The 11,529-nt window shown below is 61.6% G+C and carries 12 protein-coding genes; 6 read left to right on the forward strand and 6 right to left on the reverse strand.

Annotation, left to right across the window (positions count from 1 at the left end):
• Positions 1 to 36: 36 nt before the first annotated feature.
• Positions 37 to 1,035 (reverse strand): LacI family DNA-binding transcriptional regulator, encoded by a 999-nt coding sequence (locus AB4Z43_RS29610; RefSeq protein WP_441940262.1) that lies wholly within the window; start codon positions 1,033 to 1,035, stop codon positions 37 to 39.
• Between the two features lie 195 nt (positions 1,036 to 1,230).
• Between AB4Z43_RS29610 and AB4Z43_RS29615 the strand changes: the two genes are divergently transcribed.
• From AB4Z43_RS29615 to AB4Z43_RS29635, 5 genes are read left to right on the forward strand one after another with little or no spacing between them, the layout of a single operon-like run.
• Positions 1,231 to 2,271 carry an ABC transporter substrate-binding protein gene (locus AB4Z43_RS29615; RefSeq protein ID WP_135883150.1) on the forward strand — a complete coding sequence of 347 codons (1,041 nt, stop codon included), beginning with the start codon at positions 1,231 to 1,233 and terminating at the stop codon, positions 2,269 to 2,271.
• A gap of 27 nt (positions 2,272 to 2,298) precedes the next feature.
• Positions 2,299 to 3,336: an ABC transporter ATP-binding protein gene (locus AB4Z43_RS29620; protein WP_441940356.1), complete on the forward strand. Its 1,038-nt coding sequence runs from the start codon at positions 2,299 to 2,301 to the stop codon at positions 3,334 to 3,336.
• Complete coding sequence (locus AB4Z43_RS29625) at positions 3,333 to 4,220, forward strand: ABC transporter permease (protein ID WP_441940264.1); 888 nt, start codon at positions 3,333 to 3,335, stop codon at positions 4,218 to 4,220. The genes AB4Z43_RS29620 and AB4Z43_RS29625 overlap by 4 nt, the downstream gene beginning before the upstream one ends.
• A complete protein-coding gene (locus AB4Z43_RS29630) occupies positions 4,213 to 5,004 on the forward strand; it encodes an ABC transporter permease (RefSeq protein ID WP_441940266.1) in 792 nt (263 codons plus the stop codon). Before AB4Z43_RS29625 ends, AB4Z43_RS29630 begins: the two co-directional genes overlap by 8 nt.
• 14 nt (positions 5,005 to 5,018) lie before the next feature.
• Positions 5,019 to 5,939 (forward strand): phosphorylase family protein, encoded by a 921-nt coding sequence (locus AB4Z43_RS29635; RefSeq protein ID WP_441940268.1) that lies wholly within the window; start codon positions 5,019 to 5,021, stop codon positions 5,937 to 5,939.
• A gap of 186 nt (positions 5,940 to 6,125) precedes the next feature.
• Here AB4Z43_RS29635 and AB4Z43_RS29640 read toward each other — a convergent pair whose 3' ends face one another.
• Genes AB4Z43_RS29640 through AB4Z43_RS29660 form a run of 5 tightly spaced genes read right to left on the reverse strand, consistent with a single transcriptional unit; the run spans position 6,126 to position 10,628 of the window.
• A complete protein-coding gene (locus tag AB4Z43_RS29640; RefSeq protein WP_441940270.1) occupies positions 6,126 to 7,151 on the reverse strand; it encodes a leucyl aminopeptidase in 1,026 nt (341 codons plus the stop codon).
• Positions 7,152 to 7,202: 51 nt separating this feature from the next.
• Positions 7,203 to 7,892, reverse strand: a complete 690-nt coding sequence (locus tag AB4Z43_RS29645; protein WP_441940272.1) for an N-carbamoylsarcosine amidohydrolase — start codon at positions 7,890 to 7,892, stop codon at positions 7,203 to 7,205.
• Between the two features lie 11 nt (positions 7,893 to 7,903).
• The gene (locus AB4Z43_RS29650; RefSeq protein ID WP_441940274.1) at positions 7,904 to 8,659 is read right to left on the reverse strand and encodes a maleate cis-trans isomerase family protein; all 756 of its coding nucleotides are present in this window, start codon (positions 8,657 to 8,659) and stop codon (positions 7,904 to 7,906) included.
• Positions 8,656 to 9,480 carry an alpha/beta fold hydrolase gene (locus AB4Z43_RS29655; protein ID WP_441940276.1) on the reverse strand — a complete coding sequence of 275 codons (825 nt, stop codon included), beginning with the start codon at positions 9,478 to 9,480 and terminating at the stop codon, positions 8,656 to 8,658. The genes AB4Z43_RS29650 and AB4Z43_RS29655 overlap by 4 nt, the downstream gene beginning before the upstream one ends.
• Positions 9,477 to 10,628 carry an FAD-dependent monooxygenase gene (locus tag AB4Z43_RS29660; RefSeq protein ID WP_441940278.1) on the reverse strand — a complete coding sequence of 384 codons (1,152 nt, stop codon included), beginning with the start codon at positions 10,626 to 10,628 and terminating at the stop codon, positions 9,477 to 9,479. The genes AB4Z43_RS29655 and AB4Z43_RS29660 overlap by 4 nt, the downstream gene beginning before the upstream one ends.
• A 389-nt stretch (positions 10,629 to 11,017) precedes the next feature.
• Here AB4Z43_RS29660 and AB4Z43_RS29665 point away from each other — a divergent pair, with 389 nt between their 5' ends.
• Positions 11,018 to 11,497: a MarR family winged helix-turn-helix transcriptional regulator gene (locus AB4Z43_RS29665; RefSeq protein ID WP_127262868.1), complete on the forward strand. Its 480-nt coding sequence runs from the start codon at positions 11,018 to 11,020 to the stop codon at positions 11,495 to 11,497.
• Positions 11,498 to 11,529: the final 32 nt, after the last annotated feature.

Consider the following 11,529-nt stretch of genomic DNA (forward strand, 5'->3'; position numbering starts at 1 on the left):
GCGCCCTTGACGCGTCTCCCGACTTCTCGGGTCCGACTATTCGCCAGGGTCGAATTGACCTTTGAACAAGATTGTCTCCACCGGTCCGACCGGATTTGTGATCCGCCTCTCAAGCACTTCGACGAGCATGCGTCCGACCCCGGTCATGTCGACGGAATGAACGCCAATTCTCGCTGGCAGGAAGCGCGCAAGCCGCGTGCTGTCACGAGTGACGATGTGGACGTCGCTTCCTGGCACAAGACCTCTTCTGCCAAGAACGTGCAACGCCCCGAGAAGGCCCAGTTCGTTGGCGCATGCCAAGCCTGTTGGCGGATCTGACGACCCCAGCAAGCGATCGAACCAGGCAGCGCTCGACTCCATCGTGAACATGCCATGGCCGATCAGCGACTGGTCGATCGGAATACCAGCCTCGGCCATTGCCCGTTCGTACCCAGAAAGACGCATGGCACTCGCCTGGTCCCCCGGAACGAGAAGTTGCAGCGCAATGCGTCGACAGCCCTTGTCCATGAGCTGTCGGGTCGCCTCGTAGGCAATCTGTTCGTTGTCGATATCGACATAAGGATAGGCGACGTCCAGGTCGGTTCTTCCGAACGCGACAAATGGCATGCCTTGATCCAGCAGCAGCTTGACGCGCGGATCGCTTGACACCATGCGCGTGATGATCAGTCCATCAGTGCTGCGCGCCTGAAGCTGCCGCCGCACACTCTCAACGGGATCGTCGTCGGGAGTCGTGGAATAGATGGACATACTATAACCCGCTTGCCGCGCCGCCAGCGTCATGCCTTCGATCAAGGGGATCTTCAACAGATCGGACAGATGGTCTTGTGTCTCCATCGGGTATATTGCCGTCATCGTCAGCGTGCGGCCAGTTTTGAGCGCGAAGCCATGATGATTTGGCACATAGCCAACCCGCTTCGCCACCTCCTTGACGCGAGCGATGGTCGAGGGATGAACTTCCGGCCCATCCTTCAGTGCGCGGGATACCGTGGTAACCGAGAGGGACAGTTCCGCCGCGATCTGTTTTAGATTGGCCATTCTGTCCTGACTTTTGTCTGCGAAAAGCGTTGGCTGAAATTTGCTGGAGCGTTCGTGACGTTACCGGATTCGATGTCCCGGTCAATTCAAACTCCTTCACGGACATCTTGACTCTGGTTTCGATTAAGTGCAATCGTAACGTTACGATTAGAAATAGATGGCTCTTTTGAGCGCCATTTAAAGGGAGGAGAACCTATGTCCTGGCTACGCATTTCCTTAACAGCATTCGCAATCTCGGCTGCCTTGCCCGTCCATGCTCAAACAGTCACCATCACGACCGCGGGCGGCGATTATGGCAACGCCATCAAGGAGGCTATGTGGGCTCCCGCTGCAAAAGAGCTTGGCTATGATGTCCGCGAGGAGACCCTAAGCGACGGCCTGGCCGCCCTAAAGATGCAGGTCACCTCGGGTGCGGTCACGACCGACGTCATTCACCTGGGCTCACCGGAGGGCGCGCAGGCGGCTGCGCAGTCGCTGCTTGAGCCGCTTGACTACAAGATCATCGATCCCAACTCCGTGCCGGCCGGTGCAAAGTCCGACTACTGCTATCCGTTCGACTCCTATGGCACTGTCTTGTCGTGGAACACCAAGACCTATGGCGAGAACCCGCCGAAGACCTGGGCGGAGTTCTGGGATGTCGCCAAATTCCCGGGCCGTCGCGCGCTACGCGCCAATGCGCAGGACTCGATCGAGATCGCACTGCTCTCCGACGGCGTGGCGCCGGCGGACATCTATTCCGTGCTCAGCACGCCGGAGGGCCTGGATCGCGCCATCAAGCGGCTTGAAGCGATCAAACCAAATGTCGCCGTGTGGTGGACCTCGGGCGCTCAGTCGGCGCAGTTGCTGAAAGACGGCGAGGCGGATCTGGTCATCACCTGGAACGGACGGGCAGAGACTGTGAAAAAAGATGGCGGCGCGGCCGACTACACGTTCAAGGGTTCCGTCATTGGCACCGACTGTCTCGGAGTACCGAAGGGAGCGCCGAACAAGGAAGCGGCCATGAAGCTGATAGCAGCGATGACACAGCCCGCGCGCGTGGCGAAGCTGACCGACTTCATCGCCTATGGCCCTGTAAATCCTGCTGGCTATGAGGGTGGCCTTATTCCCGAGGACCGTCTGAAGACCCTTGCGACCGCGCCTGAAAATGCCGGCACTTCGGTGTTTTCGAATGCGGACTGGTGGGTCAAGAATGGCGAGGCTGCCCAAAAAGCCTTCGATGAGATGATGGCCCGCTGAGTCTCAGCTTTAAGGCTGAAGCACATGATGAAGTCGCTCCCGATCACCATCGACAGCGTGCGCAAGACCTACGGATCTTACGTCGCGCTGGACGATGTCTCGCTCGACATTCAGGCTGGCGAATTCCTGACGCTGCTGGGGCCGTCCGGATCGGGCAAGACCACGCTGCTCATGGCTCTGGCCGGTTTTGTCCGGCCCGATTCCGGTAAACTTTTGTTGGACGATCGGGACATCACCCGCCTGGCCCCCAACAAGCGCGACATCGGCATCGTGTTCCAGAACTATGCCCTGTTTCCCCACATGAACGTCCTGGCAAATGTCGAGTATCCGCTGGTGCTGCGTAAGGTGCCGAAAGCCGAGGCCCGCCAGCGGGCGCTTGACGCCTTGGCCCGCGTGAAGCTGGACGGTCTGGCGGAGCGCGACATTGCCGCATTGTCCGGCGGCCAGCGCCAGCGGGTAGCGTTGGCGCGGGCGATCGTCTTCGAGCCACGCGTGATGCTGATGGACGAGCCGCTGTCGGCGCTCGACAAGAATCTGCGCGAAACCATGCAGTACGAGATCCGGCGTCTGCACGACGATCTCGGGATCACCACCATCTATGTGACGCATGATCAGCGCGAAGCACTGATCATGTCCGACCGGGTCGCCGTGATGAACTCCGGCCGCATTCAGCAGATCGACACGCCACAGCAGATTTATGATCGTCCATCGACCCGCTTCGTCGCGGAGTTCATGGGCGAGGCCAACATTGTGGCCCCTGGATCGGTGCGCAGAATGGACGGCGCCGATGCGTCACGCGACACCCTGATGATCCGCGCGGAAAGCTTCCACCTGGATGTCAAGCTCGTCGGGCGAGACGGGGTGGCGCTTGAGGGAACGCTGCGCGCCAAGGCGTTTCGCGGTGAGAACTGGCTTTTGACGCTGGCGCTTGACGGCGGCCAAGAAGTCCTTGTCTGCATTCCGGCGGCGCTGGCCAGTGGCTGCGCCGAACTTGCCACCGGTCAGCGGGTGACCGCCTATGCACCAGCAGCGAAAGTTCACGCCATACCGGGAGCGGTAGCGTGACCGTCCTTGTCGATCCCGCGCTCGCGGCAGACGCACGACGCGAGCGGCGGTTCTTCCTCTCGCTTTCACTGCCCGCGCTTTTCATCGTTGGACTGGCGGCGATCCTGCCCATCGTCTGGATCATCCGGCAATCCTTCCTGACCACAGGGGGCGAATACACCGTCGGCAATTACGAGAAGGTGCTGTCGAGCGGACTGACATGGTCGGCACTCGTGACAACCGTTGAGCTGTCCTTTGGGACGCTGGCGTTCTGCATTCTTCTCGGCACCCCCTTGGCGCTCGCCCTAGCCAGCGCCAGACCAAGGGTGGCCAATTTGCTGATGGCCTTCGTCATGCTGCCGTTGTGGACTTCCATTCTGGTGCGCACCTATGGCTGGCTGGTGCTGTTGCGGCGCGATGGCCTGATCAACGCGGCTTTGACGGGCTCAGGCCTGACAGCTGAGCCATTGCCGCTGGTCTACAACTTCACGGGAACGCTGATCGGCATGGTCCACTACATGCTGCCGCTCTTTCTGCTGCCTGTTTATGCCGCGATGCGCGATATCGACGCAAACCTCGTCCGCGCTTCGGCGAGCATGGGAGCGACGCTCGGGCAAACGATCCGCACGGTCATTCTGCCCCTTTCGGCCGGCGGCATCTTCTCGGGTTCGATCATCGTCTTCATCTACACCATAGGGTTTTTCATCACGCCGGCTGTGCTTGGCGGCGGCAAGGTAAATCCTCTTTCCACCCGGATCGAGCGCACGCTGTCGACCTTCCAGGATTGGGGCTCGGCGAGCGTCCTGGGCATTCTGCTCCTAGTTCTTATGGCGTTGGTGGGGGTGATGTTCCTGGCGGCGCGCCGACTGATGGCGCGCAACAAATTCGGTACGGCCCATGCTTGAAGCCTATCCGGACAACCGGCTGGCCCGCATCCTCCTGTGGAGCTTTTGCGCGCTCGTAATGGCGTTCCTGATGCTGCCGACGCTGGTCGTCGTTCCGCTGTCCTTTTCGGCGTCCAATCTTCTCGAGTTCCCACCGCGCGCATACTCACTGCGCTGGTACGAGAATTTCTTCGGTTCGGCGACATGGATGGCCGCACTCAGGACGAGCCTGATCCTTGGGACATTGACGGCGATGATCGCAGTGCCCCTGGGGCTGCTGGCCTCCATCTCGATAAACAGGCTCGGCGGAAAAGCCGCCGTAACCATTCAGGGCATTCTGCTTACGCCGTCCATCGTGCCGGGCATCCTGCTGGCGATCGGTCTCTTCTTTGTTCTGGCCGCCCAACGTCTGGTCGGAACGCTGTTCGGTGTCCTGGTCGGACATGTGGTGCTGGCCATCCCGGTCGCCTGCATTGTGTTGTTGCCCGCTTTGGCCCGCTTTGACTGGAACCAGGTTCAGGCGGCACGCAGCCTAGGCGCGAACTGGGCGAGAGCCATTGGCGGCATAATTGTCCCGCAGCTTCAGATCAGTCTGCTGTCGGCCACGTTGATGGCCTTCCTGACTTCGCTGGACGAGTCTGTGATTTCGATCTTCGTTTCGAGTGGTCAAAATAGCACGCTGCCGAAGCTCATGTTCATATCTCTGCGCGATCAGATCGACCCGACCATTGCGGCGATTTCGACCTTGTGGACCGTCATCGTCGTGGTCGTTGTCCTGATCGTGACCCTTCGCCAAAAATCCTGACCGAGACTGGAAACATGCCTGCAAATCATCACGTGGCCGGTGCTCCGGCGGATCAGTCAACGGACATCCCTCAGGTAGGGTTGGCCATCATCACCGGCTCGGCAAACTGGGGGCTTGCCTTCCCGGAAGATGTCGAATTCGAGGGTGTGCGCACCTTGCGACGCGACATGAGTTTTGAAACGCCTTTCGGTCGTTCCGACAACTGGAAGCTTCTCGAATTCGATGCGTCGATTACCGTCGAGGGCAAAACGAAACATGCCCTGTGCATGTATTCGCACGGCAATCCCCGCGACCATATCGACCATTCCTGTCATCGCCGAGCGTTCTGGGTCTTGATGAAAGCGGGTGTAAGGCAAGTGCTGGCCTGCTCGACTGTTGGCGCCGTCAACAAGGCGATCCAGCCCGGCGACATGGTGGTGAACGCCGATATCATCGAACTGTCGCAGACCCCGTTTTCACTGCTTCCCGGCCGCCAGAGTTTCGACTGCTCGGGCAAGCAGATCGTATGTCCAAGATGTGCGGCATTGTTGGCCGAGACCGCTCGGCGCCATTGGCCAGCCGAATGCCGCGTCCATGGCATCGAACAGCAGTTGGTCGCTGCCCATTGCTACGGGCCGCGACTGACAACTCCCGCCGAAGCTCTGGCGTATCGAAACATGGGAGCGGACGTGCTCAACCACTCGATCGCCCCAGAGGCGACCTTGTCGCGCGAGATTGGCGCGTGTTTCGTGCCTCTTGCGTTCGTCACGGCCGGCTTCAACGACTATATGGACCGCAATCGCCAGAAATTGCTGCAGGAGGATGTGTTGCCGAGCCTTTCCATGACAGCCTCGCGGGTTGCGCTGGAGACTGCGGCACGACTTCCAGCTGACCCTGAATGCTCTTGCCAGAGCTTGAAGTCGCCTCAACCGGCAGAGCATTCTACTCGGTTCTGAAGCAGCGATGGAGTCTGGATTAGTCACCCACGACGCAGCTCGCATCGAACTGAGAGTTCGCATTTGGACGCCTTTGCTTGCAGCGTCCGGTCCGCTTCCGTCCCCAATTCAGACTACGAGTCATGCTTCACATCGCATATAGATAAGCCTCAGGCCTTGGGGCCGATCGGGTGCCGGCAGTCTCGTCTATTGGCGGTGCTGCATTTCCTTGATGACGATGTCTCCGTCCACAACGATCGGCTCGTCATCCAGGAAAAGACTGCAGCCACGCATCGGAATGTCGAGGTGGCAGGCGGTGTCGTTGGGACCGCCGAGTTCGTTGTTCGGGCCCGTCGAAAACATTACATTGCCGTAGAAGGAGCGCAGCTCCATGCCCATGCCGCCGGGAAATTGCGTCAGGCCGTGCCACTGCGCCCGATGATCGAGCCCCCAGCCGACATGGCTCATGCCCATGCCGCGCGGGTCCTTGAACTCACCCATATAGGATTTGATGAGTTCGGCCTCCAGGCCGCCGCGGATATCCTGAACGAAGCCTTTTTCGATCGTGTAGACGACCGGCTCGCGCACGTAGGTGTTGAACGGCAAAAGCACGTCGCCAGGCGCCAGCACGATCTTGCCGTCGACGCCGTCGTCGGCGCCGCCGGTGAAGACGAAGGCGGCCGGCCAGTGGTCCCAGCGCCCCGGCTGGTCGGTGTAGCCGTATTCGCCGACCGTCGGATAGACGCCAAGCCTGTAGATCACGTCGGTGCCATGGGGGGACGTGATGCGTATGGTCTTGGCCTTCGATAGAAGCGCCTCACCGACCTCTACGCGCTCGCGCAATTGCTTGGTCGGCAGCAGCCTGGCAAGCAGCGGCGCGGGTTCGACCGCCGTCAAAACGCGCGCGCCCGCAGCCTGGATCGCCATCTGCTCCGGGCTGAACAAAAGAAAGATGAGGTCGACGACCATGTCGGCCCGCTTCAGGGCTTCGACGGCCTCAGGATTGGCCGCCAGGCCGGTCTCGCCGACCGCCCAGGCACCATTGCCGGGCAGCGGCGCGGGCAGGCGCATGTGATACATGCGTGCGCCGAGGCGCTGGCCGGCGGCGAGGAAGGCGTCGGCATAGTCGAGCCGCTCGCTGCCTTGCGACAGCACGATGACCTTCTCACCTTCATGCACGCCGCTGAGCGTGAGCTGGTGCAGGCAGATTTCAGTCAGAACGTTGCGGTCCATCCAGCGATCTCCTTTGCAATACGGGCGTCGTCGCGGCCCAGTTCATGCGTTTCAGTCATGTGCTCTGCCTGCGCGCCGTCTGCCGGCGCGCCCGATTTCGTCCAGGGCCTCCTCCAGGCTGACGACGTCGCCATATTTGGCATCGATGTCGAACAGGTTGGCCTCGTGCGGCCCGGCATGCCGGTCGCCAACGCAATCCTTGACCACGATGGTTCGGAAGCCGTGCTGGACCGCGTCCACGGCGCTTGCCCGGATGCACCCGCTGGTCGAGCAGCCGGCGAGTATGACCGTGTCGACGCCGTCGGCATGCAGCATCGGCGCCAGGCTGGTACCGAAGAAGGCGCTGGCATACTGCTTGGTGACGACCAGTTCATCCGGCAACGGTTCGACGCCGTCGCAGAATTCGGCCAGCGGACTGCCGGGGACCAAGGCTGCCATCACCGGCGCCTTCTTGACCCAGATCCCGCCGTCGGCGCAGTTCGGCGCGTGGTAGAGGATGTTGGTGTGGATCACAGGCATGCCGGCCTGGCGCGCCGCCGCCAGCAGTTCGGGTGTGCGTGCGACGGCCTCTACCACGCCCTGCGCGAAGAGAGGGGCGCCGGGGGTCGTGTAGGCTTTCATGAAGTCGATCATCAGCAGAGCCGGCTTGCGCCCGAAGCCGATGCGGTGACCCCAGACGCCGCTGTAGTTGTCGGCTGCCGCCTGCGTTTCGGCCTCTATAGGAATTACCGGCTGCGTCATGCCCGCCTCCCTCAGTAGGCGCCGGAAAGCAGCGCGCCGGCGCCGGGAACGACCGGCTCGAGGCCGACCGCCTTCAGCAGGCCGTAAGTAGTGGCGACCGCCGCCGTCAGCACTGGTTTCCCGGTAAGGGCTTCGACCTTGGCGACGACGGGCAGCGACGGCATTTGCACGCAAGCCGACAGCACGACCACATCGACACCTTCGAGGTTCATGCCGGCAACGATGCCGGGCAGATTTTCCGGATCGTGGCGCGCCACGTCGAGATTGTCGGGGATTTCCAGCGCACGCCAGTCGGCGACTTCGAAACCTTCCTCACGGATGTAGTTGACCACGAGTTCGGTCAGCGGCCGCATGTAGGGCGCCACGACGGCGATGCGCTGGGCCTTCAGCACCTTGAGCCCGTCGATCAGCGCGCCGGCGCTGGTGACGACGGGGATATCGGCGTCATTCTCCTGCGTGCGGCCGCGCAGCCGCGCCTCCGACTGGCGGTGATAGCCAAGCCCTGTCGCCATGATGGCGACAAGGCAGGCATAGCCCAGCACATCGACGCGGGCATCCGAAAGCTCGGCGGCGCAGCGGTCAGACTCGCCGTCCATGGCAGCCAGTTCGTCCTTGCTGACCGTCTTCATGCGCATGCGGCTCGAATGGAAGGTGAAACGCTCGGGCCGGATGCCTTGGCGCGCCAAAAGCATCGCCGGAATCTCGGTTTCCATGGTCGTATTGGAACTCGGCACGATCTGGCCGATCCGGAACGGTTTCGTGGTCATGCCGCTTTCCTCGCTGCCAGAGCGGTTCCGAGCAGCCGGTCAGCCGTGGCCAGAAACCCTTCGAAATTGTCCCAGGGGATCATGTGCCCGGCATCGGCTACCCGCTCTATGCAGATGCCGGGATTGAGCGACTGAATTTCCACCTCGTCGGCAGGTTCGATGACGCCGCCACGCGTCGCCACCATCAGGCCGGCGGGGATGGGAAGCCCAGGCAGATCGCGATGGATGTCGTCGGTATGAAAGCCTTCGAAGGCCGTCACGATGGCGGGCTCAAAGCAAGTGTGCAGCCACTCGGCTCTGAGCGCGAGCTGCTCGCGGCTCCATGTCGGGCAGAAGGTGCGCATCGCTTCTGCGTCCATGCCCTTTCCCGCCTGTCGTATTGAATCCACATACCAGGCAAGCTTCGAAGGGTAGGGGCGGCGGCCCGGACCCGAGACGGGCGGGTCGACCAGCAGCAGCCGCGCCATGCCGGCTGGGTTGCGCTTCGCCGCACGGACCGCGACGCGTGCGCCCATGGAATGACCGAGCACCGTCACGCCGGAAAGACCGAGTGCTGCGATGAAACCCGAGAGGTCGTCGGCCAGGCTGTCGAGGCGGTAGTCGAGGTCGGGGCCTGATTGCGACAAGCCCCGGCCGCGCACATCGAGGACGTAAACGTCGAATTCACGGGCGAGCCTTTCGGCGACGAAACCCCAGGTCACTGCCGGGCTGGTAATGCCCGGCACCAGCACCAGCGGCGCTCCCGCGCCGAGATAATGCAGGTAGTGCTGGCGGATGCCGTTGGCTGCGACATTGGCGCCTGTGACCGTTGCCGCGCTCACTGCGCCGCCTCGCTGCTCTGCAGCGGCGTCTCATAGACGTCGTAGCCGAACACCCAGGCCGGGTCTTCCTGGCTGCGCAGCCAGGTATTGGCGTTGGAAACCGCCTGTACGCGCGAGGCGCGATCCCTGCGGTTTGCTTCGTAGAGGGCGAAGGCCGATGCGTGGTTGCCGGTCCCGGTCTCGCCGAGACACCGCGCCAGCATGGCCGCGTCCTCGATCGCCATGGCCGCACCCTGCGCCATATGCGGCTTCATCGGATGGCAGGCATCGCCGAGCAGCACCATCCGCCCCTCGCTCCAGACCGGCAATGGTTTGCGGTTGAGCAGCGGCCATTTGGTGACCTCGTCGCTGGCGTCGATCAGCGCTTCAACGACCGGATGGCAACCGGCAAAGGATTGCCGCATCTCCTCGCGGCTCGACGGTACGAACGCCCCGTCGAAATCCCAGCCCGGGTGGGGAACGCCGGTGACGTAGTAGTACTCACTGCGGTCCGCGGTGGTGTGGTAGACCATCATGTGGCGGTCCTCGAACCACCATTTCACGCAATCTTCGAAGTCGAGGCCGTAGCGTCTCAGCTTGTCGGACGAAATCACCGCCCTGTGGGCGACCCAGCCGCTGTAGTTTGGCTTTTCCTCGCCGAGCAGAGCTTCGCGGACCTTCGAATTGATGCCGTCGGCGCCAATAACGATGTCGGCCGTGACCCGAGTGCCGTCGGCGAAGCTGAGTTCGACGCCGGCGCCACTGTCCGTCACCGCGTCCAGCCGCCTGCCGAAGTGCAGGTTTTCTGGGCGCAACAGCGACACTTGGAGCGCGTGCAGATCGCCGCGATGGACGGTCACATAAGGAGCGCCATACTCTTTTTCGGCGAACGCGCCGAGCCGAATTCGGGAAAGATACTCGCCGGAGCGCCCGTCACGGCTGAACCAGAAATCGGGCTTCGATCCCATGGCGACGACAGCGTCGTCCATCCCGAGTTGACGAAACACCCGCATGACATTGGGACCCATATGGATGCCGGCGCCGATGCGTGAGAATGCGGGCGCTTGTTCGAATACATCGACCTGAAAGCCGGCTTGCTGAAGAAGGGCGGCGGCGGCGGCGCCTCCGAGGCCAGCGCCAATGACGGCAATTTGCGTTTGGATTGGCATGGGCTTGTCGACCCTCCCGTATGAGATCACAACTGCGACAATCCGCACATTTAGAGAGTACACACTGTAAATGTCAATCGGGAAATGAGGAATCAGAGAAAGAGTTTCGCCGCGTACGCCGCCTTTGACACAATCTGCAAACCGAGTATTATAGTGTATGCGCTTTTTTTTGGCACGTTCACGATGGGACTCTGGTGCGGCTTGCGGCCCGACAAAAAGGACGGGACGCGGGCAACCGCGCCTTGATCCCCGCAGGTCCGGCTTCCAACAGACTGTCGGGCAATGTGGCCCGGAAATCGAATATGAAAGCAGCGGAAGCTGTCTTGCATTGCGCGACGAGGGCGTTTTATGCATGCGTCGGATGCTACGACTTTGGAGTGGGACACGCGGTGCCGGATCACAGGCCAAACCAAGCGGATCGCATCGAGAATGCGGATCGCTATGTTTTCACGGACCAGGTCGGCTACCTGCTTCGGCGGGCCTATCAGCGACATCTCGCAATCTTTCAGGCGAATGCCGGCGATCCGCAGCTGACGGCAGTTCAATTTTCGACGTTGTGTGCGCTAAAGGACAGCGGCCCTCAGTCGCAAGGCGAACTCGTGAAGGCAACAAGCGTCGATCAGGGCACAATTCGCGGGATCATCGACAGGCTGAAGAATCGCGGCTTGATCGCGTTTTCGAAGGACGGCGCGGATGCGCGCAAGGTAATCGTCTCCATCACGGCCGCCGGTCTGCAATTGCTGGAAGCTGTCGTGCCTCATGCGAGAGATGTCACCGAACTGACCTTGAAGCCCCTCAATCCTGCCGAGCGTATGGCACTTCTCCACACGCTTCGCCTGCTCGGCGACGATACAGACCCGAACGACTGAAGTACGCCAGAGTGATTGCAGGTTTCAGCAAG

Origin of the sequence: Mesorhizobium sp. 2RAF45 (genome assembly GCF_052115225.1) — a bacterium.
Lineage (GTDB): Bacteria > Pseudomonadota > Alphaproteobacteria > Rhizobiales > Rhizobiaceae > Mesorhizobium > Mesorhizobium jarvisii.